The organism is Myxococcus sp. CA023 (genome assembly GCF_010998615.1).
In the GTDB taxonomy this organism is placed as follows: domain Bacteria; phylum Myxococcota; class Myxococcia; order Myxococcales; family Myxococcaceae; genus Myxococcus.
Window position 1 is genome coordinate 70,845 of record NZ_JAAEAH010000009.1, and the last position, 26,514, is coordinate 97,358.

At 71.1% G+C, this 26,514-nt stretch carries 16 protein-coding genes; 9 read left to right on the plus strand and 7 right to left on the minus strand.

Annotated features, from left to right (window positions below; translation table 11 throughout):
* Positions 1-106 precede the first annotated feature (106 nt).
* From F8M74_RS05790 to F8M74_RS05820, 7 genes are all read left to right on the plus strand, one after another.
* A complete protein-coding gene (locus tag F8M74_RS05790) occupies positions 107-9,655 on the plus strand; it encodes a flagellar hook-length control protein FliK (RefSeq protein WP_141252723.1) in 9,549 nt (3,182 codons plus the stop codon).
* 20 nt (positions 9,656-9,675) lie between these two features.
* Positions 9,676-10,281, plus strand: coding sequence for a hypothetical protein (locus F8M74_RS05795; protein WP_140867702.1), 606 nt, complete (start codon positions 9,676-9,678; stop codon positions 10,279-10,281).
* Complete coding sequence (gene queC / locus F8M74_RS05800) at positions 10,281-10,973, plus strand: 7-cyano-7-deazaguanine synthase QueC (protein WP_141252722.1); 693 nt, start codon at positions 10,281-10,283, stop codon at positions 10,971-10,973. Before F8M74_RS05795 ends, queC begins: the two co-directional genes overlap by 1 nt.
* The gene (gene ddpX / locus F8M74_RS05805) at positions 10,970-11,626 is read left to right on the plus strand and encodes a D-alanyl-D-alanine dipeptidase (protein ID WP_141252721.1); all 657 of its coding nucleotides are present in this window, start codon (positions 10,970-10,972) and stop codon (positions 11,624-11,626) included. The genes queC and ddpX overlap by 4 nt, the downstream gene beginning before the upstream one ends.
* A 98-nt stretch (positions 11,627-11,724) precedes the next feature.
* The gene (locus tag F8M74_RS05810; protein ID WP_228559476.1) at positions 11,725-13,056 is read left to right on the plus strand and encodes a von Willebrand factor type A domain-containing protein; all 1,332 of its coding nucleotides are present in this window, start codon (positions 11,725-11,727) and stop codon (positions 13,054-13,056) included.
* Positions 13,057-13,065: 9 nt separating this feature from the next.
* Positions 13,066-14,889 carry a HAMP domain-containing sensor histidine kinase gene (locus tag F8M74_RS05815; protein WP_141252719.1) on the plus strand — a complete coding sequence of 608 codons (1,824 nt, stop codon included), beginning with the start codon at positions 13,066-13,068 and terminating at the stop codon, positions 14,887-14,889.
* Positions 14,886-15,587 carry a response regulator transcription factor gene (locus F8M74_RS05820; protein ID WP_141252718.1) on the plus strand — a complete coding sequence of 234 codons (702 nt, stop codon included), beginning with the start codon at positions 14,886-14,888 and terminating at the stop codon, positions 15,585-15,587. The genes F8M74_RS05815 and F8M74_RS05820 overlap by 4 nt, the downstream gene beginning before the upstream one ends.
* Positions 15,588-15,589: 2 nt before the next feature.
* Here F8M74_RS05820 and F8M74_RS05825 read toward each other — a convergent pair whose 3' ends face one another.
* Positions 15,590-16,513, minus strand: coding sequence for a HEAT repeat domain-containing protein (locus F8M74_RS05825; RefSeq protein WP_141252717.1), 924 nt, complete (start codon positions 16,511-16,513; stop codon positions 15,590-15,592).
* On the minus strand, positions 16,510-18,372 hold the full coding sequence (locus F8M74_RS05830) for a protein-arginine deiminase family protein (protein WP_141252716.1): 1,863 nt from the start codon (positions 18,370-18,372) through the stop codon (positions 16,510-16,512). The genes F8M74_RS05825 and F8M74_RS05830 overlap by 4 nt, the downstream gene beginning before the upstream one ends.
* A gap of 177 nt (positions 18,373-18,549) precedes the next feature.
* Between F8M74_RS05830 and F8M74_RS05835 the strand changes: the two genes are divergently transcribed.
* On the plus strand, positions 18,550-20,166 hold the full coding sequence (locus F8M74_RS05835) for a DUF1800 domain-containing protein (protein WP_216619907.1): 1,617 nt from the start codon (positions 18,550-18,552) through the stop codon (positions 20,164-20,166).
* Here F8M74_RS05835 and F8M74_RS05840 read toward each other — a convergent pair.
* Complete coding sequence (locus tag F8M74_RS05840; RefSeq protein WP_141252714.1) at positions 20,120-20,668, minus strand: hypothetical protein; 549 nt, start codon at positions 20,666-20,668, stop codon at positions 20,120-20,122. The genes F8M74_RS05835 and F8M74_RS05840 overlap by 47 nt on opposite strands.
* 173 nt (positions 20,669-20,841) lie before the next feature.
* Between F8M74_RS05840 and F8M74_RS05845 the strand changes: the two genes are divergently transcribed.
* A complete protein-coding gene (locus tag F8M74_RS05845; RefSeq protein ID WP_141252713.1) occupies positions 20,842-22,416 on the plus strand; it encodes a serine hydrolase in 1,575 nt (524 codons plus the stop codon).
* Between the two features lie 45 nt (positions 22,417-22,461).
* Here the strand turns inward: F8M74_RS05845 and F8M74_RS05850 are convergent, their stop codons facing one another.
* The 4 genes from F8M74_RS05850 to F8M74_RS05865 are packed head-to-tail and all read right to left on the minus strand — an operon-like array spanning position 22,462 to position 26,513.
* Positions 22,462-23,793: a hypothetical protein gene (locus F8M74_RS05850; protein WP_228559478.1), complete on the minus strand. Its 1,332-nt coding sequence runs from the start codon at positions 23,791-23,793 to the stop codon at positions 22,462-22,464.
* A gap of 5 nt (positions 23,794-23,798) precedes the next feature.
* Positions 23,799-24,542, minus strand: coding sequence for an outer membrane lipoprotein-sorting protein (locus tag F8M74_RS05855; protein WP_141252712.1), 744 nt, complete (start codon positions 24,540-24,542; stop codon positions 23,799-23,801).
* 19 nt (positions 24,543-24,561) lie between these two features.
* Complete coding sequence (locus F8M74_RS05860) at positions 24,562-25,788, minus strand: ABC transporter permease (protein WP_141252711.1); 1,227 nt, start codon at positions 25,786-25,788, stop codon at positions 24,562-24,564.
* Positions 25,785-26,513: an ABC transporter ATP-binding protein gene (locus tag F8M74_RS05865; protein WP_141252710.1), complete on the minus strand. Its 729-nt coding sequence runs from the start codon at positions 26,511-26,513 to the stop codon at positions 25,785-25,787. Before F8M74_RS05865 ends, F8M74_RS05860 begins: the two co-directional genes overlap by 4 nt.
* Between the last annotated feature and the right edge of the window lies 1 nt (position 26,514).

Below are 26,514 nucleotides of genomic sequence, written 5' to 3' on the forward strand. Positions count from 1 at the left end.
CACCCTGGATTCGGGGAGCCATCACGCCTCGTTGCTTGCCCCACAAGCGGGGGTTTGCCAGAAATTTCGAGGGCTTGGACCCCGTGCTAACGTCCCTGCTCCCGCGATGGCTACCGAAAGCGATTCTCCCAAGCCCGCCACGGCGCTGGATGCGCGCGCCGCCGCCCCCGAATTGCGCCTGCTGGACCGCAGGGCGTTCGTGGGCTTCCCGGCGCTGGAGGTCCTGCCGGGACTGCGCATCTCCGACTTCGCGCTCCAGATTCCGGACGTCAGCTTCCCCTTCAACGTCAGCGCCGGCGCCACGCGCTACCAGCGCAAGAAGCTGCACTTCGGCTTCCTCGAGCTGTCCGTCGACGCGGACCTGGTGACGCGCCGGGTGGCGGAACTGGCCGGGCGTCTGGCCGGCATCGAGGACCTGCGCCTGCACTTCCGGCCCGGCTACCTCGAAGGCCAGGGACGGCTGCCGGCGCCGGAGCACACGCCCTTCACCTTCAAGGTGGCGTTCGACGCGGATGGGGAGCGGCTCGCCGTCTACCTCTACGACGTGCGCCTCTACGGCTTCTCCTCCACGCCGTCCGTGCAGGTGCCGGGGCTCTTGTCCGCGGCCGTGGGCGCGCTGGCGCTGGTGCCGGATGTCGAGGTCCGCGGGGCCACGGGTTTCTCCACGCGCGTCTTGCCCGTGCTGTGCCAGCTGGCGGCGGTGAGCCGCGGCTACAAGATGCCGACTCTGGACACCGCGCGCCTGTCGGCCGCGGAGGTCTCCAGCACGGGCCTGCGCCTGCGCTTCTCCGCGGGAGGACTGCCGCCGCCGTCGCCCCCGGACGAGGAGCTGCTGCTCGCACTGGAAGGTGCGCGCGCCTTCGCGGACGCCGAAGGCCTCATCGCGCAGGGCCGGCTGGCCGACGCGCGTCAGGCGTATCTCCAGGCCGGTGACGCGCAGGACGCGCACCCCTTCGCCGCCGAGCGGCTGCTGTCGCTAATGGTGGCGGACCCGCAGGCGCATGACCTGGCGCTGGACGTGGCGGCGACGCTGCAACGCCGCAGGGACCGCAGCCCCGCTTCGCTCTGGGGCGAGGCCGTGGTGCGCGAGCGCCGGGGTGAAGGTGCCCGCGCCGCCGAGCGCTACCTGGCGCTGTGCGCGCTCGCGCGCCGGACCTCGGAGGAGGCCGCGGCCTTCTTCGCCGCCGAGGCCGCCGCCCGCTGCTCGCGCGACACCGCGCCCCAGGTGGCGGTGAAGGCGCTGCACGAACTGCTGGGGCTCAAGCCCGACCACCTGCCTTCGCTCAAGGCGCTGGCGCGTGCGTCCGACCAGGCCCGCGACAGGGCGGGCGCGGTGCGGGCCTATCGCCGGTTGGCGGCGCTCGCTCGCGACCCGGCCGAGGCCGCCGATGCGCACGTGCATCTGGCCCGGCTGTGCGCGCAGACGGAAGACGACATCGCCGGAGCGCGCCTGCACTGCGAGGCCGCGCTGCGGCTGGCGCCGGACCATCCGGACGCGCTGCTGCTGCTGGGTGAGCTGTGCCATCGCGGCGGTGAGCACCTGCGCGCGCTGAAGGCCCTGGACCGTCTGCGCGAGGTGGCCATGGGCCGCCACGAGCTGGACCGGGTGGGCCATGCCGACCTGATGGCCGGCCGCGTGTGGGACGAAGGCCTGAAGCAGCCGGAGAACGCGCTGCTGCGCTTCCGTGAGGCGGTGTCGCTGCTGCCCGGTGAGCCGGAGCCGCTGTTCGCCGCCGCCCGTGTGGCGGAGGGGCTGGGCCGGTTGCAGGAGGCGCTCGCGGGCTACCAGCAGGCGCTGGAGCTGGCGGGGCCGGCGCCGCGCTCGGAAGGGGTGCGGCACGCCGCGCACGCCAGCCACCACGCCCTGGCGAGGCTGTACCGCACGCGGCTGGGTGACCCGGCGCGCGCGCGGGAGCACCTGGAGTCCGCGCTGGCGTTGGATCCGCGCGACGCGGTGGCGCTGGAGGAGCTGATTCCGTACTTCCGCGCCACCGGCCGCTCGCAGGAGCTGGCGGAGGCGTTGGAGAAGGCCGCGGCGCTCCAGGACGCGCCCGGCAAGCGCGCGGCGGCCTGGGCCGAGGCGGGCGAGCTGTACCGGGGCAAGCTGCAACAGCCGGAGAAGGCGGAGCGGCTGCTCCTGCTGGCGCTGGAGGCGGATGGCGACCACCGGCCCGCGCTGGAGTCGTTGCTGGCGCTGGCCGAGGCCCGGCGTGACGGCGCGCTGCTGACGCGGTGCCTGTCTTCGCTGGCGCGGCTCGCCACGGACCTGAAGGAGCGCGCGCAGAAGTACCGCCGGCTCGCGGTGGCCGCGCGCGACCTGGCCTTCGATTTGGACCTGGCCGTTCACGCGCTCCAGGAAGTGCTGCGCGCCGAGCCGGATGACCTGCCCGCGCTGGGCGAGCTGTGCGCGTTGCAGCGCAAGCGCGCCGACATGGCGGGGCTCGCCGACGCGCTGGAGGTGCGCGCGCGGGTGGCCGAGGCGCAGGGCGACAAGCGGCTGGCCGCGGCGGCGCTGCGTGAGCTGGCCGGAGTTCTGGAGGCCCGGCTGGGCCGCGTGGGTGACGCGCTGGTGGCGCTGGAGAAGGCCGCGCGGCTGGCGCCGGACGCCGCGGTGCTGCTGGACCTGGCGGACCTGTCGCTGCGCTGCGAGCGCCCCGAGCATGCGCGGCGCGCGCTGGAGAGCTTGCTGTCCACGCTGCCTCGCACGGCGGCGCCGGAGAAGCTGGCGGATGTGCGTTCCCGGTTGGGTCGCGCATGCGAGATGCTGGGTGACCGCGAAGGCGCCATCGCCGCCTACGCGCAGGCCTTCCCGCTGCGCCGGCTGGATGATGCCCTGGCCGCGCGCCTGGAAGCGCTCTACACGGAGGCCGGGGAGTCGCAGGCGCTGGCCGAGCTGTGGGCCAACCGCGCCCAGGCGCTGATGGGCGCCGACCGCGCCGAGGAGGCCGCGCCGCTGTTCCTCCAGAGCGCTCGTACGCTGCTCGAGCGAGGCGAGAACGCCGCGGCGCTGATGCGTCTGACGGCCGCGCTGGAGGCGAACCCCGAGGGCCCGCTGGCCGCCGAGGTGTTGGAGTCGCTGGCTGAGCTGGAGCTGGAGCGAGGCGAGAAGCTGGAGGCCGCGCGCCTGTACGCGCGCCGCGCCGCGCTGATGCCCGAAGCCCGCGCTGGCGCGAAGTTGCTGTTCCGCGCCTCGTTGCTCGCCGCGGGGACCAGCCGCGAGGAGGCCTTCCTCGCCGACGCCCTGGAGCGTGACGCGAGCTACGCGCCCGCGCGCCAGCGCCGGGGCGAGCTGCGCCTGCCCACGGATGCCCGCGCCGCGTTGGAGGACTTCGAGGCGGTGCTGGCCCTGCCGCCCGCGGACAGCGATGCGCCGCGTGAGAGCGAGCGCGTGGCCCTGACGCGCAAGGCCGCCACCGCCGCGGTGCGCGCGAGCCGCACGGATGCCGCCCGCCGCCTGCTGGCCGAGTACAGCGCCCGCGCGCCGGAAGATCTGGACGCCCGGGTGGAGCTGGCGTCGCTGCACCGCAAGGCGGGTGCGCGCGAGGCCCTGGCGGACCTGCTGGTGGAGTTGTGGCCGCGCCTGTCCGGCGAGCCCCGCCGCGCCGCTCGCCGCGAGCTGGCGGAGCTGTCGCTGGGCCTGGGGCGCGCCACCGCCGCGGTGGACGCGCTGCGCAGCCTGCGCCTGGAGGAGCCGCACGATACCTGGGCGGCGCAGTCGCTGCTGGACCTGCTGCCTCCGTCCGGCACCGGCACGCCGGAAGAGGAGACGGAACGGCTGGAGTTGCTGAGCACGCTCGTGGCCGCCGCCTCGGGCGAGGCGCGCGCGGAGTTGCTGGCCCGGCGCGCCGTGCTTCACCGCGCCGCGGGCCGGGTGTCCGCCGCGCGCGACGACTTCTCGGAGGCCGCGAAGGGTTCTCGCCGTCCCGCATCGCTGCTGCTCGCGCTGACGGAGCTGGCGCGCGAGTCGGGCGACGAGGCCGCGGAGCTGGACGTGTGGCGCCGCGCCGTGTCCGCCGACGCCAACCTCGCCACCCGCGCTCGCGAGCGGCTGCTGGCCCTGTCCGCCACGCTGGTGGAGAAGGACGAGCGCGCCCTCGCGCGCGAGGCCCTGGGCGCGGCCATTGGACTGGAGCTGTCCGCTGCGGAGCGGTGTGACGCCTTCTTCTCCCTCGCCGAGCTGGCGCGCCGTGATGGCAAGCCGGAGGACGAGGCCGCCGCGCTCGCCGAGGCGGCCCTCCAGGGACCCGCGCCTCGTCGCGTGGAGGCACTGCTGGCGCGCGCCGCGCTGCTGGAGTCCAGCGGCCGCATGGAGGACGCGGGGCAGAGCCTGGAGGCAGCGCTCGCGCTGGCCCCTCGGCACGCGCAGGCCACCGCCGCGCTCCAGCGCGTGCTCCGGACCCGGGAGGACTGGGCCGCGCTGGCCGAGCTGCTCTCCACCGAGGCACCCCACGTGGCGCCCGCCGAGGCGGCCGCGATGTACGCCGAGCTGGCCAGCCTCTACCTGGACCGGCTGTCGCAGCCGGTGCCCGCCGAGGCCGCGCTGCGGCAGGCGCTGCGCCTGTCCCCGTCTGACGCCGCCGTTCGCCGTCGCCTCGTTTCGCTGGTGGCGGAGCGTGGGGAGCTGCGTGAGGCCGCGGCGCTGCTGGAGACCGCGGCGGAGAGCGCCACTGCGCACGACGCGGCGCTGCTGCTGCGTGAGGGCGCGGGTTACGCGCGCGACGCGCACGACCTGGACAAGGCGCTGAAGCTGGCGCGCAAGGCCCATTCGCTGGTCCCCGCGCAGGGGCCGGAGCTGGCGTCGCTGGCGGAGTTGCTCTACCTGCGCGGCGCGGTCATCGAGGCGCTGCCGCTGCAAGACGCACTCGCCGCCGCCGCGGACTTCCGCGGCGCGCCGGAGGCCGCGGAGTCCACGTGGCTGCGGCTGGCGGAGCTGGCCGAGCAGACCGGAGAGACGAAGCGCGCGGTGGCCGCGTACCGGAAGCTGCTCGTGGAGCGGCCCCTGTGCGAGGCCGCCGTACTGCGTCTGGCTGCGCTGCTGGAGAAGGATGACCCGCGCGGCGCCTTCGAGGTGCGCGTCACCCACGCGCACGCATTGACTCCGTCCGAGGACACCGTGCAGCGGCTCGTCGAGCTGTCGGCGCGGGCCCGCGAGGTGCTCGCGGACGCGGGTGTGGCGGCCTCGCTGCTGGCGCGCGCCGCGTCGCTGGCGTCGGAGCCGCTGCCGCTGCGTCGCCGGTTGGCGGCGCTGCACCGGGAGACCGGCCGCACCGTGGAGTTGCTCGCCGAGCTGCGCCAGGTGGCCACCCTCAGCCTCGAGGCAGGGGACCCGGACGCGGCGCTCGAGGCCTATCAGGAAGAGGCCCGGCTCGCGGTCGACCTGGGCCGCGCGGACGACGCGCTGCGGGCGCTGGCGGATGCGCGCGACTTGCTGGAGGCGCGGGGGCAGCAGTCCGAGGCCGCGGCGTGCGAGCGCTACCGGGCGAAGCTGCTGCGCGACGTGAAGCTGGACCCCGCCGGCGCTGAGGTCGCGCTGGAGCGCGCCTTTGCCCTGGCCGTGGACCTGGGCACCGCGAAGCTGGGCGCGGCGCTGGCCGAGCGTCGCGACGACGCGGAGGCCGAGGCGCGTTGGCTGGAGCGCGCGCTGCCGCTGCTGGATGACGCGGGCGAGGCCGCGGCCGTGTTGCTGCGGCTGGCGCGGCTGAACCTGGGCGTGCTGTCAGACGTGGCGAAGGCCGAGGAGTTGCTGCGCTCGGCGCTGCGTAAGGACCGGGCGCTGACGGAGGCCGAGGGCCTGCTGGAGAAGCTCCTGGAGAGCGACGGCCGGCTGGCGGAGCTGGCGGCCTGGTACGAGGAGTGCGCGGAAGGCGAGCCCGACGCGGCCCGTCGCGCGGAGCTGTTCCTGCGCGCCGCCGTGCTGTACCGCGACCGGGCAGGGCGCCCGGAGTCCGCCGCTGCGGCCTTCATCGCGGCGCGTGGCGCGCGCCCGGACGACCTGGAGCTCACCGCGCAGGCGGCGGAGTTGCTGCACGAGGTGAAGCGCCACGCGGACGCCGCGGAGTTCGACGCGGTGCTGCTGGAGGCGGACCCGTTCCGCGAGCCCGTCTTCGCTCGGCACCTCGCCTTCCTGGAGGAGGCCGAGGACCATCAGGCACTCGCCGAGCTGATGCTGCGCAGGGCGCAGCGCCAGGAAGCCGCGGGCGCCGCAGAGAGCTACCTGTCCGCCGCCCGTGCCTTCCGCGCGGCCGGTGCCCGCGAGCGGGCGCTGCTGTGCGAGGACCAGGCCTTCGAGCTGAGCCCCGCGAGCGAGGAGGCCTTCGAGCGCGTGCGTGAGCGCGCGGCCGGTGACGTGCGCCGGCTGGCGGACCTGCTGTCCCAGCGCGCCGCGGCCCTGTCCACGTCGGAAGCCCTGCCGCTGCTGCGCGAGCGCGCCTCTCGGCTGCTGGACGCGGGCGAGGCGCTGCTGGCCGCGGAGGCCTTCGACGAATACCTCTCCCTGTCGGGGGATGACGTGGACGCCCTGTCCGCTCGCGCCGAGCTGGCCGCGAAGGGCGGCGGCCCCGTCGCCGCGCGCCCCTACGACCGCCGCTTGCTGGACGTGGGCGGGGACGCGCTGCCGGTGCCGGTGCGCACGCGGACCTGGCTGCGGTTGGGCCATGCCTCGCTCGGCGCGGGCGCGTTCCACGACGCGGCGGATGCCTTCGAGTCCGTGGTGGCGCTGGAGCCGGAAGGCGAGCGCGGCCGCGAGGCGCTGTCGCTCCTGGCCGAGGTGCACTCGCGCACGGGCAACGCGCCGGGCCTCTACCGGGCGTCGCTCCAGTTGGCGCGCCATGCGGAGGACGCCGCCACCGCCGAGGTGCTCTACCGCCGCGCGGCGGACCTCTTCGACGACCCGAAGGACGCCATCGACGCGCTGTTGCCGCTGGCGCGCCTGCGTCCCGCGGATGCGTCCGTCATCGACCGGGCCGTGGCGGGGCTGCACGCCCTGGGACGTCATGGCGACTTGCTGGACGTGTACGCCTCGGGCGCGGAGGCGGCGGGTGGCCGTCGCGCCGCGGAGTTGCTGTTGGCCGCCGCGTCGGTGGCCTCCAGCTCGCTGGCGGATGAAGACGCGGCCTGGACGCTGACCCAGCGCGCCGCGGAGGCCGCGCCGGAGGACCTCACCGCGCTCCAGGCACTGGTGACGGGCCTGCGTCAGCGGGGCGATTCCACGCGGCTGCTGGAGGCGCTGGAGCAGTGGGTGCCGCGCGTCGAGGACGCCGACGAGGCCGCGGTGCTGCGGCTGGAGCTGGCCGCGCTCGCGCGTGACGCGGGCCGCGTGGACGTGGCGCGCGAGGCCCTGGAGGAAGTGGCCGCGCGTGGTGCCTCGGGCGCGGGCTACGCGGACGCGCTGGAAGCCCTCGAGCCGCTGCTGAAGGACGCCCCCGCCCGCCGCGCCGAGGTGCAGGTGGCGCGCGCGGAGCTGGCCTCTGGCCGCGAGCGGCAGGTCCTGCTCATGGCGGCCGCGCGGGGCTTCGAGGCCGCCGGACAGCTGCCGGAGGCCCTGAAGGCGGCGAAGGACGCCGCCTCGGTGGAGCCGGACGTCGACGCTGCCCTGCGGGTCGCCCACCTGTACCGCGCGTCGGGCGAGGCGCCTCGCGCGGCGCGGGCGCTCCTTCAGGCCGCGCGGCTGGCGGCGCCGGAGGAGCGCCCCCCGCTGCTGCTGGAGGCCGCGGGCCTCTGGGAGAAGGCGGGAGAGCACGGTGAGGCGCTGGAGGTGTTCGAGCGCATCGCCACCGAGGCATCGGACATGCTCGCGCCCTCGGAGCTGGCCGAGCGCTTCGGCCGGCTGGGCGCCTTCGCTCGCGCGCTGGAAGTGGGCTTCGCGCCCGCCATGGCCTCGGGTGACCTGACCGACGCGCTGGCCATGGCCGCGCAGGCGGGCGACACGGCGCGCACGCGCGAGGCGCTGTGGGCCCTGGCCGCGCTGGAGGACGCGGACCCCGCGCATGCCTCGGCTCTGGCGGATGGCCTGCGTGCGGAAGGCGACGCGGAAGGGTTGTTGGAGCTCGCGGGCCTGTCCGCCGCGCGTGACGCCGCGTTCGCGGTGGCGCTGCGCGATGAGGTGCTCCGCTCGGCGGCGGCCTCGGTGCTGCCTCGCCTACGCGCGCTGGAAGAGCTGGCGCCCGAGCCGGGCTTCGCGGCCCGTCTGACGCTGTTGTTGCCCACCCTGGAGAAGCTCCCGGAGGCGCTGGCGGAGGCGGTGCTGACGCAAGTGGATGCGCAGCCGGGCACGGTGCGGGTGGAAGCGCTGGCCATGGCGGCGGACGGCTGGCCCTCGCGGCGCAAGGCGCTCTTGCGCGAGCGTTACGCGCTGGAGCTGGAGTTGGGCCGCTACGAGGCCTGTGTGCGCACGCTGTCGCAGCTGGCAGGCGAAGAGTCGGACGCGGTGGCTCGCGCCGTCCTGCACCTGGAGTGCGGCGAGCTGCTGCTCAGCCCGCTGGAGCAGCTGCCCGAGGCGCGCGCGGCCTTCGAACAGGCCCTGAAGGACGACCCCGCGCAGCTCCATTCCTTGCGGCACCTGTTGTCACTGGTGGACCTGGGCGAGGAGCCCGCTGTCTTCGTGTCGCTGGTGGAGCGGCTGGAGCAGGCCGCGGGCGCGGAGTCCGGCAACACCTACCGCGAGCGGCTGGCGGACGCCTACGAGGCCCTGGGCATGATGGCGGACGCGGCCGCGCAGCTCGAGCGGCTGCCGGAGACGGACGAACGGCTGGCCCGCCGCGCGAGGTTGGCGGAGGAGCGCGGCCTCACCGGCGAGGCCCTGCGCCTGCGCGAGCGGCTCACCGACGAACCCGCGGTGCTGGAGGCCATTCTCCGCGGCTACCTGGACGCGCAGTTGGTGTCGCCTGGAGCCCGGCTCGCCGCGCGCCTCTTCGACGCCGGCGAGCTGTCCCCTGAAGTCACCCGCATGGCCGCCGAGCACCTCTCCACGGTGCCCGAGGGTGTGTCCCTGGCCGTTCGCATCTGGCCGCACCTGCTCCGGGAGCACCCGCTGGACGTGGATGGGTGGACGCTCTACGCGGAGGCCCTGCGGGCGCTGGGCCGGACGGAGGACTCGCAGCGCGCGGACGGCGTGGGCGCGGCCCTGTCCTCCAGCGACGCGGCGGCGCCTCAGGCCCCGGTGTCCACGCTGCCGGTGCCCTCGGGCTTCGAGCACCGGGTACCCGCCGGCGCGGTGCCGGTGACGGCCGAGCGCCTGCCCCGGCTCGCCGCGGCGCTTCGTCCCGTCCTGGCCTCGCTGGGCGCAAGCTCGCTGCAACTCGTGGTGGACCCGGTGGGCGGGGTGGAGGCGTACCTGGCCAGCGGCGACGTGCTGGTGCTGGGCGCGGGCGCGCTGTCCTGCTTCGGCGCCTCCGAGCTGAGTTACCTGTGCGCGCTGGCGCTGGCGCTGGGTGAGGACGGCGTCCAGCTGGCCCGTCCCGGTCCGGTGCCGGCCATGGAAGCGGCGGCGGTGGCGGCCTTCCGCGCCGTGCCGGCCTCGCTGGCGGCGGGGCGCGTCCTGGCGCGGCTCGACGCGGAGGTGCGCGGAGGGGACCCGGCGCAGGTGGATGTAGGCGCCGTGCTTGCCCGCGGCGACACCTTCCGGGCGCTGGCCCTTTGCGTGCTGGACGGCGTCTAGCCGTGTAGCGTGACGCCGCCATGCACGTGAAGCGCCTTGCTCTCGCCGCCCTGCCCGTCACGGCCGTCGCCGTGGCGATGGCCTGCTATTCCGAACCGGTGTACCCGGGTGACCAGGTGCTCGGTTCGTTCCGCTTCGAGGCCCGGCTGGATGCCGCGCGCACCACGTGCGACGCCTCGGTGCCGGACTTCGCGCAACTCAACGACGCCGGTGTGTTCCTCTTCGAGGGCACCTTCTCGCGCGACACGGACGCGGGCACGGGCTTCTTCACCGTGCAGGGCTACTCGCGGGACGCGGGCTATGAAGGGCAGGTGGCCACGTCCACGCTGAAGGCCGTCGCGCCCCGCGCGTCCTGTGGCACGGGCTGCGAGGACTCCTCCATCGAGGAGACGCTGCGGGTGACGCTCTTCAGCGACAGCCAGGCGCGCAGCCTCAGCCGCGACTGCCGCCAGTTCGACGGCGGCATCCCCGACGGCTCGGTGCCGGGCCCCACGGAGAATGGTTACGACGTGTCGCTGGCGTGCGGCTCCCTCACGGACATCTTCTTGCCGGGGACCCGCAACTGCAATTGCCAGCCGACCACCTGCACCACGGTGTACACCGTGCAGGGAGAGCGGAGGGATTGATGGTGAAGCGCGCGGTGGTGTTGATTTCGGGCGGTCTGGATTCGACGACGTGCCTGGCCATGGCCAAGGCGAAGGGGTTCGAGCCCGTCTGTCTGGCGGTGGCCTATGGACAGCGGCACGCCGTGGAGCTGGAGCAGGCGAGGAAGGTCGCCGCCGCCATGGGCGTGACGGACTTCCGGGTGGTGTCCATCGACCTGCGGCAGGTGGGCGGCTCCGCGCTGACGGCGGACATCGAGGTGCCCAAGGACCGGCCTTCGGATGAGATGAGCCACGGCGTCCCCGTGACGTACGTGCCGGCGCGCAACGCGCTGTTCCTCTCGCTGGCGCTGGGGCTGGCGGAGGTGGTGGGCAGCACGGACATCTACATCGGCGTCAACGCGGTGGACTACAGCGGCTATCCGGACTGCCGCCCGGAGTTCATCCGTTCCTTCGAATTGATGGCCAACCTGGCCACCAAGGCGGGCGTGGAGGGGGCGCGCTTCACCGTGCACGCGCCGCTGACCGGCCTGACGAAGGCGGACATCATCCGTGAAGGCGTGAAGCTGGGCGTGGACTACGGCCTGACGCACTCCTGCTACGACCCGGACGCCCAGGGCCGCGCCTGCGGGCGCTGTGACAGCTGCGTGCTGCGCAAGAAGGGCTTCGAGGAAGCCGGCGTGCCGGACCCCACGCGCTACACGGAGTCCGCGTGACGCCGCGCCTCGGCTGGGGCGTGGTGGTGGCGCTGGGCCTGTTGTCCGGGCCCGCGCAGGCCAGCGACGCGGGAACGCCGAAGGCCACTGCGACGCCGAAGGCCGCGGCCTCCCTGGTGGACGCCACCACGGTGGTGCCGGACCTGGTCGTGGACCTGCGCTACGCGACGGCGGACAACTTCTTGAAGCGGAAGGTGTACCCGGACACGGCGCGCTGCCTGCTGCTGCCCGAGTCGGCCGAGCGCCTGAAGAAGGCCGCGGACGTGTTGCGCGCCCGGGGCTACCGGCTGAAGGTGTACGACTGCTACCGGCCGCGCGCGGTGCAGTACCAGATGTGGGAAATCATGCCGGTGCCCGGCTACGTCGCCAACCCGCGCACCGGCTCCAACCACAACCGGGGCGGGGCGGTGGACCTCACGCTGACGACGCTGGAGGGCCAGGAGGTGGAGATGCCCACCCCCTTCGACACCTTCACACGCGCCGCGCACCATGGGTACGAGGGCGGCACCGAGGCGTCGCGCAAGCACCGCGAAATCCTGCGCGAGGCCATGGAAGGCGTGGGTTTCAAGCGCAACCGCATGGAGTGGTGGCACTACGACCTGCCGGACGCGAAGAAGCGCCCCGTGCTGGACGTGCCCTTCTCCCCGCCATGACATGATGAAACCATGATGAACGGAGGGCCCGCCTGCGGCACGCTGCAGGCACCTCCCCAGGGTGGTCACGGCGTGCGTGGCCCGGGATGGCACCCACGATGAAGCCCACCCTCTGCAATGTCTTCTGTGTCGTCCTCCTGCTGCTGTCCGCGCCTGCGCTGGCGGCCGGAGGCCTCTCCGGCACCGTCGTGCGTGCCAGCGACAAAAGCCCCATCCCGGAGGTGCGCGTCACCGCGACCTCACCCGCGCTGCCGGAGCCCCGCTCCACGGTGACGGACGCGCAGGGCGGCTTCCGCTTTCCCCAACTGGAGGATGGCGTCTACTCGCTCCGCTTCGAGAAGGAGTCCTTCCAGGCGCTCATCCGGACGGACATCACGGTGAAGGCCGGCCATGAGCTCCGCGTGGACGTGGCGCTCTCCGCGGCGTTGCAGACGCGCCCCTCCGTGCTGCCCCCCGCGCCGGTGGACGATGACCGGGAGCGGGCACCCGCCTGGACGTTGCAGCACCTGCCCGTGCTCGTGCCGGATGGGGTGTGGCAGACCGTCTATCGCGCGCCGCTGGGGAAGCCGGGCTCCGGCGTCGAGACGCGGGGCTTTGGGGTGAACCCCACCATCGACACGGAGGAGTCGCGCGTCTCGGAGTTCCCCGTGGCCGTGGACACCAGCGCCTACGCGGTGGCGCGCGACTACCTGTCTCGTGACGTCTTCCCCGCGGAAGGCGCGGTGCGGACGGAGGCCTTCATCAACAGCTTCAACTCCGGGGACGAAGGCGAGCCGTACGGCCCCTTCTTGCTCTACGTCGAGGGTTTCCCTTCGCCCAGCCGCAAGGGCTATCACGTGGTGCGAATCACCGTGAAGGCTCGCGAGCCGGTGCGCGAGGTCGGCGTCCAGGTGGAGTTCAACCGGAAGGCCGTCGCCCGCTACCGGCTGCTGGGCTACGAGTACCTGTCTCCGAACCCGGAGCCGCTCGACCCAGGCGATGAGACGGAGCTGTTTCCACTGGCCGCCGGCCAATCCGTCACCGCCATCCACGAGGTGAAGGTGCTCGGGCCCTCCATCGCCTTCGGGATGCTCCGGGTGCGCTACGAGCAGGGCAACTCGAGCAACTGGCGCCGCGTGCAGATGATGATGCCCTCCAGCACGTTGCGCTCCGACTATGCCCGCGCCGCCCCATCCACGCGCCTGGCCTACGTGGCCTCCGCGTTCGCGGAGAAGCTGCGAGGCTCCTTCTGGACGCGCGCCCTGGACTGGCCCCGGCTGCTGACGCTGTGGGAAGGCATCGGCGAGCCACTGCGAGCCCGCAAGGACGTGGCGCAGTTGGGGGCGCTCATCCGCAAGGCCCAGTCACTGGACACGCGCAAGGAGCGCTTCGAGCGCCTCATGCCCGGCGGAAGCTCGGACTTCGACGACGTGCCCTCCCTGGGAAACTGAGCCGCTCCGATGCTCCGCCGGTTGCTGCCCACCCTCATCGCGCTCCTGCTGGGCTTCGCCGGGCTGGCCTGGGGCCTGGGCTCGCTCCAGCGCATCTTCGCCACCGAGCGGGATGACGCGCAGGCCTCGCTTGATTCCCGCCGGGAGGCCCTGGAGCAGTACGCGCGTGCCTCCCTGGCGCAGTCCCTGAGAGACCGCCTGGAAGCGGCGCGCCCCGCGCTGGAGGCCGCCGCGCTGGATCCGCTCGCCCCCGCGACGGGTCTCTACCTGAGAGAGCGGGGCACGCAGTTGCTGCCCCGGCTGGCCCTCCACGACACCGGCGAAGACACGCCCGCGAAAGGGCGCTACGCGGGCCTGCGCGCCGGCACGGAGCGGGCGGACGAGGCGGAGGACCCGTGGGCGGAGCGGCTCGCGCTGATTCGCGAGGTGGACCGGGCGCTGTCACGCGGCGACCGCCGTGCGTCCACCGTGGCGCTGATGGCGCTGCTTCAACACCGCTCGCAGTACGTGCTGGCCTCCACGCGCGATGTGCCGGGCTTCCTGGTGGTGTTGGAGTCGCTGGCGGAGCGGGGCGACCCCGTTCCCCAGTTGATGCACGCGCTGGTGCGTGACGGCCTGGCGGACGGGCGCAGCGGGCGCCTGGATGGATTGCAGCGGCTGCTCCTGCTGCGCCGCGCGCGCTTCACGAAGGAGGACTTCGATTTCCTGCGCGAGCGCATCGTGGCGCTCTCCACGAAGGCCGGCGTGCCGGTGGCGGACTTCGAGGCCCGCGCCGCCGAGCTCGCGTCCGAACCGCTGCCATTGCCCAGGACGCTTCCGGGCCCCGCGCTGGTGCGAGCGGGGTGGTACCTGGAGCCGCGCGGCGGCAATCACGTGCGGGGCGTGGCGGTGGACTCGGGCGCGCTGCTCCAGTCGCTGACACGGGAGATGCGCGAGCGCGGGTTGCTGGAAGCGGATGGACAGGTGCGGCTACTCGCGGACGCGGAGATGTTGCCGCTGGCCGACCTGCCGCTGTCGGTGGACACGCCGGAGTGGGCGCGGGCCCAAGGGGCGCTGGAGCGACGCTACCGGCTGAAGACGGGCATGGTGGCCGCGTGCGCGGTGCTGGCGCTGGGCATCGCCGCGCTGGCCTTCGTGGCCCAGCACCGCAAGTTGCGCTTCCTGGAACTGAAGAGCGACTTCGTGGCCACCGTGTCACACGAGCTGCGCACGCCACTGGCGTCCATCCGGCTGCTGGCGGAGACGCTGGAGTGGCGGCTGGCGGAGGGCACGGACGCGCGCGACTACCCGGCGCGCATCGTCCGGGAAGCGGACGGCCTGGGCTTCCTGGTGGAGAACCTGCTGTCCTTCAACCGCATCGACAAGGGGCGCTGGGTGCCAAAGCTGGCGCCGGTGCGCCTGGACGAACTGGTGGCTCAGCTGCGCAAGGACTTGGAGTTCTGGTCCAAGGTCCCCGTGGAACTGGAGGCGGACGTGGGGGAGTTCTCCCTGCGCGCGGATGGACAGCTCCTGCGCCTGCTGCTTTCAAACCTGGCGCGCAACGCCTGTGCCTACAACACCCGCAGCCCGGTGCGCCTGCGCATCGAGGCGCTGTCAGATGGCCGCGTGCGCTTCTCCGACAACGGCGTGGGCATCCCCCAGGCGCAGTGGGAGCGCGCCTTCGAGGAGTTCGTGCGCCTGCCTGGCCAGGGCCATGATGCACCCGGCAGTGGCCTGGGACTGGCCCTGTGCCGCCGCATCATGCGCGTGCACGGCGGCACCCTGCGCGTGGCGGCCTCCAGCCCGGAAGGCACCACCTTCGAGCTTCGCTTTCCTCATACGGTGACGACATGACCTCATCCGTTCCGGCGCTCCTCCTGGTGGAGGACGACGCCAACCTGCGGCTCGCGCTGCGCGACAACCTGGAGAACCAGGGCGGCTACGCGGTGGAGGAAGCCACCTGCGTGCGGGAGGCGCGCGAGCACCTGGGCCGGCGCGACTTCCAGCTCATCCTGCTGGACGTCATGCTGCCGGACGGTGACGGCTACACGCTGTGCCGCGCGCTGCGCGAAGAAGGCGTGGCGACGCCCGTCCTGATGCTCACCGCGCGCACCCTGGAGGATGACGTGGTGCGGGGCTTCGAGTCAGGCGCGCAGGACTACCTGGGCAAGCCCTACCGGCTGCGCGAGCTGCTGGCGCGCGTGGGAGCGTTGGTGCGCCGCTCCGGCGCGGCGCCAGTGAAGGGGCTGCGCTTCGCGGGCTACCGGATGGACCTGGACCGCCGGAAGGTGGAGACGCCGGCGGGCGCCCCGGTGGAGCTGACGCGGACGGAGTTCGACCTGCTCGCGTTCCTGGTGCGCGAGCGCGAGCGAGTGCTGCGCCGCGACGAAATCCTGGACGCGGTGTGGGGCCGGGACGTCGTCGTGGACCCGCATACCGTGGACAACTTCGTCTCCAGCCTGAAGAAGAAGCTGGGCTGGAACAGCACGTCCCGCTTCGCCATCCAGACGGTGCGCGGCGTGGGGTACCGGATGGAAATCGAAGCGGCCTGACGTCAGCGCAGCGGGTTGTGGCGCAGCCGTTCAGCCAGGGCGTCCAGCGCCGCCTGTTGGGCGGGCGGGGCGCTCAGCCGGGCCGCGTCGATGAGCGTGGGCGTCTGGGGCGCATCCACGCGCAGCAGGGCGTTGGAGACGGCGCGCCGCACGTCACCGTCCGTGTCCAGGTACGCCCGCACCAGCGCCTCGGCCGCCACGCGACGGATGGCGCCTTCCTCCGAGCGCGCCTTCACGCCGGACGTCTTCCAGGCCCACGCGGACCCGGCATCCCCCAGGGCCTTGGCCAACCGTCGCATGACTTCGCGTTCCGGCCGGGAGTCCAGTGCATCCGCCAGCGCCCGTGTCGCCACGAGCCGCCGGCACAGGCCCAGGGCCTCCATCGCGGCCTCGCCCCGGGCGTCCTTCTGTTTCGACACGGCGATGAGCGTGTTCGCCGCGTCCAATGTCTCCAGCCGTGCCAGCGCTCCAGCGACCGGGCGAAGGACCTGGGGCTGGGTGTCCGGACTTTCGAGAAGGCTCTTCCACAAGGGGGCCAGGCGGAGGTCACGCAGCGCCCCCGTGGCCTCCACCAGGCCCACCTTGAATGCCAGCCGCGCGGACTCACGAGAGGGGAGCCGCGGCGTCTCCTGAGGTGGGAAGGCGAGCCGCTCCACCATGGGCCACAGCGCCTCAGGCCCCAGCGCACGAAGCCCCGGTGACACTGCGGCCAGGGTGCCTCGCTTCTTCGCGTCCAGCGCGTCCACCTGGGCGGCGGCTGTGTCGAACCGGATGAACGCCGCTGGATTCTCCCGGCGGGCCCGGGAGATGTTCGCTTTCAAGCCAACCCTCCAGTCATCACCCGGGCAGGGCGTCTCCGTCCCACCCGCGCTCAGGGAGACCAGCATCAAGGCGGCGCTGATGCCGCGAAGCAGTGCGCGCCTCATCGTCCACCCTCCCACCACTTCACGTCGGGTACCTGCCGAGCGCTCTGGGTGGCGCAGTGGACTTCGCCCTGGGCGATGTGGAACGGCGCCCACGCATCCACCCAGTGCACGCGGATGCCATAGGCCCCGAGCGCCTCCTCGAACCGCGTCTTGAACGGGTCCTTCCCATCGATGAGCGGTCCGTGCGGGTCTGGCGCGATGACCTGCGTGGGCGTCAACGACAGCAGGTTCAGCGTGGCGGGCTGGTACGCCGTCACGCCGTCTGAAGCGTTCTGGAAGAGAAAGGGCACGCGGATGATGTCGGCGTCCGTGAGGCCCGTCTCCTCTCGGAGGATGGAGAGCTGCGTGCCGATTTCCAGCGCCGCCACGGCGCTGGCGTCCATCAGTTCGGGGTTGTCGAGCACCTCGGCGATGCTCACCTCCGCGGGAATGGAGTACGCCCAGGACAGGCCGGCGAAGAGCTTCGCGTCTCCGTGCCCCTGGGCCTGCGCGTCCTGGAGCATCCGCCGCGCGAGCGCCGGGTCGGCCACCAGGGCAATCCAGCCTCGAGGCGTGGGGGCGGGCAGGAAGGTGAACGTCTCATCCACGTGGTCCACGAACAGCCACGAGGTGTCCACGTAGATGGGAGGCTGCACGGCCTGCGCCTCCAGCATCTTCGTGAAGCTGGGGTCGGGCTGATAGTCCGGCCGCGAGTCTGGCCCCCGGCCCCGGAACAGCCGGCCCAGGGGATACGTGACACCGTCCTTCTCGTAAGGCGGGATGACCTCCGTATTGCCGAAGGAGTTCAGCGTCTGGGAGGCCATGGACATGCCCTGCTGGTACTGCTGGATGGCGGCATTGTCGGGGCCTCGAAGCCAGAACGCGATGCGGCCGGCCGCGCGCAGGGGCGCGTTCGCGTCGGTGTTGTAGACGTGCGGCGCGCGGTAGTGGACCTGCATGACGTGTTGGCGGCCCCCCGGGGCAGGCATCGACATGTACGCGGGCTCGAAGTAGTCCTGCGCCCACAAATCATCCACCGCGAACTCGGAGTAGACCATCCGCTCTCCTGAGTCCGCGAGCACGCCGCCCAGCGCCTGCCGGAACTGGTTGGCCTCAATGCTGGCGGCGGGCTTGGAGACGAAGACGTTCCACGCGGGCGTCATGTGGTGGAAGAGCACCACGGGCGCCACGCGCATGCGGACGGTGTCGGTGAACACCGGGTCGTGCGGATTGTTCCGGCCGATGGTGAGCACCACGTCCGCGAAGCCATCCCACTCCTCGGGGTCGCGAACGATGTCGCGCCCCTCGATGGCGAGCACCACGCCGCGCCGTATCTCGGCGGTCGACAGGAACACCGTGTCGGGAAAGCCGCCCGAGATGAAGTTGCCCCGCACGCGCTTGAACAGGCGCACCTTCTTGCCCGCGGCCCCGGACACGATGACGGAGCCCACCGTGCCCGCGGGCGCCTCGGGCCAGGGCATCGTGCGCAGCCGGGCCAGGTCCTCCAGGTCCGACTCGCCATTCACCACCGCGTCCATGGCGTCATGGCACTGCGTCAGCGCATCATCGCTGATGCGGTGGGGGTCCATGGAGAAGGGGCAGGCGTCCTCGTCGTCGTCCAGGTTGGCCAGGAAGATGGCGCCGCGCTCCGCCGTCCAGGTGTCCTCGTCCTCGTCCTCCGTGGGGTTGTCGAGCTCGACGATGCCATTGCGATTCACATCCGCGCGCAGGTCGACCACCGGATGGAAGGGCCCTTCGAGTGGATCCTCGCTTCCGGGGCGTCCCCCTTCGTCATCGGCCACGGGCCCGCAGGCGCTGGCCAACAGGCATGCCAGCAACAGCGGCAGGAGACGTGCTCGGGCAGGCGGGGACGGTGGCATGGCGCTCTCCGGGGGCACCGACGGGCAGCCCCGGTCCCGGTGGAACGACATCGTGCGCCCTACGGCAAGTCGCGATGCAGTGGCCCGGGAGTCCTTTGCGCCAGGAAAGCGTCATTTGACTTCGAGCTCACAACTCACCGCGTAACTTCAGGTACCGTGTGGGGTTCCTCCATCGTCATGCGACTTCTGTCTGTCGGATTCCTGGTGGCCTTCGTGCTCTCATGTGCGAACGGGCCGCACCCCACGGCCGTGGTGGCGTCCGAGCCTGTGTCGGCCGAACCCGCCTTCGACGAGGCTCGTGCGGTCCACGTCCTGCGGCGCATGGCCTTCGGACCTTCGCGACAGGCGCTGGCGGACCTGCGGCGCCAGGGCGTGGAGGAATGGATGGCGTCGCAGCTCTCCCGTCCCGGTGCGCCGCTGCCAGCCGGTCTGAAGGCGAAGCTCCAAGCGCTGCCCACGTTGACGATGTCCATGGCGGAGCTGGTGCGGGAGTACCCGCCGAAGCGCCAGCGGGAGGAAGCCTTGAAGGACGGGCGTGAGCCACAGCGTCCCGCGCTCATCGGCCTGGAGCAATCCGCGGCGAAGCTGCTGCGGGCGGTGGAGAGTCCCAACCAGCTCGAAGAGGTGCTGGTGGACTTCTGGTTCAACCACTTCAACGTGTCCTCGGACAAAGGCGCGGTGCGGTGGATGGTGACGGCCTACGAGCGCGATGCCATCCGCCCGCATGTCTTCGGCAACTTCCGGGAGCTGCTGGGCGCCACCGCTCGCCATCCGGCGATGCTCTTCTACCTGGACAATTGGCGCAGCGTCCGTGACGGGATGCCGGAGCGCGTGTCACGCGAAGCGCTGTCAGAGGATGACGACGCACCGGAGCCCGCCGAGCCGAAGCCCGGCCTCAACGAGAACTACGCGCGCGAGCTGCTGGAGTTGCACACGTTGGGCGTGGAGGGTGGCTACACGCAGCAGGACGTGCGCGAGGTGGCCCGCTGTTTCACGGGCTGGAGCATCCGCAAGCCGCGCCAGGAGCCTGCGTTCTACTTCCGTCGCCGGGCGCATGACCCGGACGACAAGTGGGTGCTGGGGCAGCGCATCCCCGGTCAGCGGAGCGTGGCGGATGGGGAGCAGGTGTTGGACCTGCTGGCGCGACACCCCTCCACCGCGCGCCATGTCGCGAGCAAGCTGGCGCGGCGCTTCGTCTCGGACACGCCGCCGCCGGCGCTGGTGGAGCGGGTGGCGAAGGTGTTCCTCGACGCGGACGGAGACCTGCCCACCGTGTACCGCGCGCTCTTCCAGTCACCAGAGTTCTGGGCACCCGAGGCGCGGGCCGCGAAGGTGAAGACGCCCTTCGAGTTCGTGGTGTCCGCGCTGCGAGCCACCGAGGTGGAGGTGACGGTGCGCCCCCGGCTGGTGCAGTCCCTGGCGAAGATGGGCGAGCCGCTCTTCCGGGCTCCAGCGCCCACGGGCTTTCCAGAAGGGGCGGCTCCGTGGGTGAACAGCGGCTCCCTGGTGGCCCGGCTCAACTTCAGCCTGGAGCTGGTGTCCGGGCGGATGCCGGGCACGAAGGTGGCGTTGAAGACGTTGGCCACGCCAGCCGAGCCCACCGAGCGCGCCTGGGTGGACGCGCTGGGACAGGCGCTGCTGGGCGCGCCTCCGTCGGAGGCGACGCGAGCGACCATCCTCGACGCGCTGTCGAAGCGCGCCGAGGCCGCCAGCGCAGTGGGAGAGACACGCCCCGTGGACGTCTCGCTCATCGCCGGGTTGTTGCTGGGCTCGCCGGAGTTCCAGAAGCAGTAGGGGAGATGTTCCACTCCAGGGGCAGGTCGGCCTCACAGAACACGCAGACGAACCAGCCCTCCTTCACGAGGTTGACTTCGCCGCACCGGAGGCAACGCCGGAAGATGACTTCGTGCGTGAAGCCGGCGGGAGCATTCAGGCCCGCATGCGCGAGGGCCCGCTCGACGGCGGTCCAACACGTCGTGTCCGGACAGTACCCCGTGGACTGATTCGAGACTTCGGCCACCGTGACGCCGTGGGTGTCTCGCTGGAAGCGAATCTCGCCTGCGGCGAGCACGTCCTCGCCTTCCGCACACGCGACGTGCTCAGACCTTCGTGGGGCCAGGCGAAGCCGCCCTTGGAGGTCGACGATATAGGTGGCTCCCTCGATGAGGGCATCCGGTATCGCTTGGAGCCACGCTTCGACGTCTCGTGCCGCCAGGATGGGGACTCCGGCTGGCGACGTTGCGACCGCGAGGCGTATCTCCTCCGGACCCACATAGGGATAGCGATGCAATGGCATGCCAGCCCTTTACGGGACAACGTGGCGTGACTGACGTCAATCTGGAACGCCCCAGACGCTGGAGGTCGATATGGGGCCCACGGTTTGTCAGTGCCCGGCGGAATGCGGGAGCCCGCTCGAAATCTCCTGCGGGGGGTGCAATCGACTGCGAACTCGTTCGTAGCGCTCACGACATGCCCCGAATGCGTCCTGCCCGCTTTGTCGCCACGGCACTGGTCAGCCTCACCGCCCTCGTGCTGCTCACCGCCGCCGCCCCGCGACGTCCCACTACGGAGTGGCTCGCGCGGCCCTCTGAGGCCGCACGCATCGCGCGGGTGGAGGCGGGGCTCGCTCCCGTCGTGCTTCCAGGTGAGGCCCCCCGGCACCTGACGCTCCAGCAATGGATGGAGCTGTACTCGGTGCCTGGGCTGAGCATCGCCGTCTTCGACAAGGGCGCGCTCGTCTGGGCGAAGACCTATGGCGTGAAGCAGTCCGGCGGCAGCGAGCCCGTCGCCATCGACACGCTCTTCCAGGCGGCCTCCATCAGCAAGCCCGTCACGGCGCTCGCGGCCATGCACCACGCGGAGAAGCGCAAGTGGTCGCTCGACGCGGACATCAACGACTCGCTCGCCTCCTGGAAGGTGCCGGAGAACGACTTCACGAAGGAGCAGAAGGTCACCCTCCGCCGGTTGCTCGCGCACAACGCGGGCACGACGGTGCATGGCTTCGCGGGTTACGCGGCGGGGGCAGCCGTGCCGACGACGCAGCAGATTCTCGACGGTGCCGTGCCCGCGAACAGCGGTGCCGTGCGGGTCGACACCGTGCCGGGAACGCGGACGCGCTACAGCGGAGGAGGCACGGTCATCGTCCAGCAGATGCTCGTCGACCAGCTCCAGAAGCCGTTCCCGCGAATCATGCAGGAGACGGTCTTCGCTCCGTTGGGCCTGAAGGACAGCACCTTCGAGCAGCCGCTCTCCAAGGCCCTGGAAGCACGCGCTGCCGTTGGGACTCGTTCAGGTGGCACGAGCGTCGACGGACGCTGGCACACCTACCCGGAGATGGCCCCGGCGGGACTGTGGACCACGCCTTCCGACCTGGCGCGCATCGCCCTGGAGGTCTCCAAGGCCTGGAACGGCAAGTCCCGGCGGATTGTCTCCCCGTCGATGGCGAAACAGATGCTCACCCTCCAGTCCTCGAACTTCGGCATTGGCTTCGCGCGCGAGGAGGGCAAGGCCTGGTTCGGGCACAGCGGCGCCAACGAGGGCTACCGCGCCTTCCTCATGGCCCTGGCGGATTCAGGGAGCGGCATCGCCGTCATGACGAACTCGGATGAGGGCTCGCGCCTCTTCGGCCGGCTCCTCGCCAGCGCGGTGGCGGAGTATGGCTGGAAGGGCATGGAGGAGGCCCAGCCGGACAGCCCCTTCATGACGGTGGACTTGCTGGTCAGGCTCCAGGGGGTGGACTCCGCCCTTGCCTGGTTCAAGGACCGCAAGCAGGGGCAGGCGGCGGACTCCGGACTGTCCTCGGGAATCCTCAACGACATTGGCTACGGGCTCCTACGCCAGCAGAAGCTCGCTGACGCCGTGAAGGTGTTCGAGGCCAACGTCGAGTTCTATCCTGACGATGCCAATGCTCATGACAGCCTCGGGGAGGCCTACGCCGAGGCAGGCCGCAAGGATGACGCCGTCATTCGCTACAGGAAGTCGCTGGAGCTCGACCCCAAGAACGACAACGCGGTGAAGATGCTGGAGAAGCTGGGCGCCCGGTGAGTTCCATTTCAGTTTGAACGTGAATGCATGCCCATGTCGGCGCGGCTACAGGACGTAGCCCTTGGCTCCCACGAGTATCGACTGGCTCAGCAATGAGTGGAACTCGGTGCGGTTGCCTCCGTGGTGCATGACGCCTACCGCGAAGAGCGCCAGTCGGCTCCAGATGTTCCACTCGGCATAGGCGGAGGCCTGTCCGCTGCCGTCCACCAGGTTGAGCGCGTAGCGGAGCTGCCAGGTGGGCCCGGTGTCGGTGGGGTTGTTCTGCACCTGCAAGAACACATAGTGGCGCCCGAGGAGCGCCAGCCCATTGTTGAGCGCCACCCCCAGCGTCTGGCTCGCGAGCGCGGCGTCGGGGGAGGGGATGGCCAGGACCGAGGAGGCACGACTGGCGATGTCGAAGTACCGCGCGCCATCCGCCCACCGGTAGCCTTCATTGTTGCTCAGGTACTCCAGGTAGACGGTGTGGCCGGAGTCCAGCGTGTAGCCACCGCCAGCGAGGGCGGAGTAGATGAGCCGGTGGTCCCGGGCATGGCGCGGCAGGAATGCGCCTCCCACGGCGTTGGGGAGTCGCTCGGGGTAGAGCGCGGAGGTCCCCTGCCGCAGGCCACCTTCCGCGTAGAGGAGCAGCGCCTCGCCGACGGTGGTCTGCCCGAATGCACCGAAGCGCGGGCGTTCGTGAGCCCACCGCTTGGAGGCATTCAATCCCACCACGGAAGACTCGGCCGTATAGTCCACCTTCAGCAACGACAAGGCCTTGAACCCGTCGTCCTTCTCCCATTGCCAGTCTCCGCGTCCGTCGCCGAACTGGTGCAGTAGCGACAGGGACAGGGCCTGCGTGGGGGACCAGGTGGCCTGGGCCACGTCCACGCCGCGCAGCTCGCGCATGGGATTGTTCCGGCCGTTCTCGAAGTAGATGGGATTGCTGGGCGAACGGAAATTGGCGGGCCCCCACATGAGCACGTCCCTGCCCAGGGACACCGCGAGCGACTGCACCGGGTAGAGCGTCACCAATCCCTGGTTCACCCAGGCGTCGAGCCGCGTCTCCGGTCCCGTCTCTCCGAAGCGCCGCCACTCGAAGCGGGCCCGGGGCTTCAGGCTCACCTCGAAGGTGTCTGTGGCGAGCTTCAAATCAAGCCGACCCTCCACCTCCGTCTGCCCTGCTGGAAGACGGGCGATGCGGTTGCCAGGATTGAGCAGGCTGTTCTCACGGAGTCCCCGCTCACTGTCCAGTGCCAACACCTGGAGGCCGACGGAGCCCTGCTCCAGCAGCTCCTGGAGCGCCTGGGCCTTCGCGTTCGTGCCCAGCCCTCCCGCCAGCAGGCCCATGAGCAATGACAGGCCGGTTGGCGGGAAGACAGCGATTCGCTTGGAGCGCATGCGGCTCAGTTCCCAAGCCGGTTGACGTCGAACGTCCCGCGGGCCAACTCCGTCACCTGCACGTCGGCGTACTGCAGCGTCGTCCTGGCGGGCGTGAGCGCGTCCTGGATGGTCATCTTGCTCACGAAGGGGAACGTCTTGCCTTCGTGGGTGAGCTGGTTGCCGTACTCGAAGGTGGCGGACTTCAGCAGCTTGCCGGAGAGGGAGAAGAACTCCGCCTTGACGCCGACCTGCCGCTCCTTGGAGACCCAGTAGGTGATGCGGTCATAGGTGCAGAACGTGTTGATGGCCTTCAACTCCAGCACGTAGCTGGCCTCGCCGTTGACGTCCTCTTCGCGCAGCAGCCTGCCCTGGTAGTCGGCGGCGTAGTTCGTCGATGCGATGTCGCCTTGAGACGCCTGACCAGAGAGCTTCTGCCTCGGTGAGATGGGGATGGGCTTGCGGAGGCCGGGACGGCTCATCCACATGTTCCGGTCCACCTGGAGCAGCTTGGAGCCCTTGAATCGCACGGGCTCTCGCGTCTCCGCGAGGCTGGCGGTGGCATTGGCCTTCAGGGTGAGCAGCCGCTCGGGCTCCTTGTCCACGCCACTTTCGGGAGTGATGCGGACCGTCCAGCGGATGCCAGGAAGCCCGCCACCCCGCGAGCGGTCCGAGGCCCTGAGAATCTCCGCCGCGTCTGGCTCCGCCGCCCGCGCCGTGCCGGTGTGCAAGAGCAGCAGCCCCAGGATGAGCGCCAGGATGTGTTTCATGGTGATGACTCTCTTTCCGTCAGACATGGCCCAGCGAGTCGGTGATGCACTTGCGCGCGGCGGTACGCGCCGGGAAGAAGGCCGCGGCGATGCCCAGCAGCGAGAGCATGACGAACGTCCTCGCCATCCGGGGCACGTCGAGGTCGACCATGAGGCTGACCACGTTGGAGGAGTTGGGCGGGGTATAGGTGATGCCCGCGCTGTTGACGGCCAGTCGCACCAGCAACGTGAAGAGCAACCCTCCTGCGCATCCCAGCACCACGAGCATGAAGGCCTCGGTGGTGAAGAGCCGCAGGATGCCCGAGCGGCGAAGACCCATGGAGCGCAGCGTTCCAATCTCCCGCGTCCGCTCCACCACCGTCATGCTCATGGAGTTCACGATGCTCATGACCACCACGATGAAGACGTTGCTGAAGATGAAGGCGAAAATCATGTCGAACAGGCGCTTCACCTGTGAGTAGAAGCTCGACAGTTCCAGCCACGTCTTGAGCTCCACGTCGAAGCCCGCTTGCTTGAGCTGCGCCGTGAGCTCCGTCCGCGCCTGCTCGGTGAAGGCCTTGTCATCCAGCAGCACGATGAGCCGCTCGGCGCCGTCGAAGTCATACAGGGACTTCGCCAGGTCGAAGGGCATGTACAGGAACTTGTCGTTGGTGCCGACGTTGCCCGTGTTGAAGTCGTCCACGATGTCCACATCTAGCGCATTGGCCTGACCTGTCACCGTGCTCACCAGCAGCGCGGCCGAGTCGCCGGGCTTCAAATTGAGAATCCTGCCCAGGTCCTCCGCCGTCGCCACCCCGATGGGGTTGTCCGCCTTCAAGTCACCTGACAGCTTGCGCTGGAAGTCACCCTGGAGCTTCTTGACGTCCTCGGGGACCATGCCCTCGCCCACGAAGACGGTGGACGCGGTGCCGTTGGACACCATTCCGCTGAGGGACATGCGCGGCGTCACCAGCCGCGTGTGAGGGTACTGCCGGAGGATGGGCATCACCCGGTCCAGCTCCTCCTTGGAGAACATGTATTGCGCCGGATGGAGGCGGCCTTCGGTGCGCAGGCCTTGCTTCATCACCGTCAGGTGCCCCAGCAGCTCCCCATGGATGGCCTGCTTGGCCAGCCCGCTGTACACATACTTGATGTACCCCGCGAAGAGGCTGATGGATGCAAAGCCGAAGCCCACGGAGAGGAGGGTGACGAGGCTGCGCCGGTGATTCTTCAGGATGTTGCGGAAGCCAATGGAGAAGTAGTTCATCGCACAGCCTCGTCCGCCTGGAGCAGGCCGTCCTTGAGCAGGAGTTTCCGGTCGACCAGGTCCATGAGCCGCGGGTCATGGGTGGTGAAGATGAAGGTGACGCGCTTGGAGCGGTTGAGCTCTCGCATGAGCTTGACCACCATGTAGCTGTTCTCCGAGTCCAGGTTGGCCGTGGGCTCATCCGCCACGACGATGGACGGCGACGTGACGAGCGCGCGGGCAATCGCCACGCGCTGGCGCTGACCGCCACTCATCTTGTCCGGGCGCGCGCTGGCTTGATTCTCCAGGCCCACGTCCTTGAGGGCCTGACTGGCGCGCTCGCGTACCTCGGCGGTGCCCACGCCTTGAATCTGCAGCGGCACCATGACGTTCTCCAGGGCGCTGAGAACGGGGATGAGGTTGAAGCTCTGGAAGACGAAGCCGACCTTGCGGCTGCGCAAGTCGGAGAGCGCGTTGTCCGTCAGCTGCGCGATGGGCGTGCCTTCCAGCGACACCTCACCGGAGGTGGGCGCGTCCACCAGCCCCAGGATGTTCATCAGGCTGGACTTGCCGCTGCCCGACGGGCCCCAGATGGCGACGAACTCTCCCCGGTGGATGCGCAGGGAGACGCCTTTCAAGGCTTCGACCCGTGTTTCTCCCAGGACGTAGTCGCGCCGGATGTCATTCAGGGACAGGAGCACGTCCTCGTTCGCCGTGCTTGCCGCCGTCCCTTCCAAGTTGGCCATG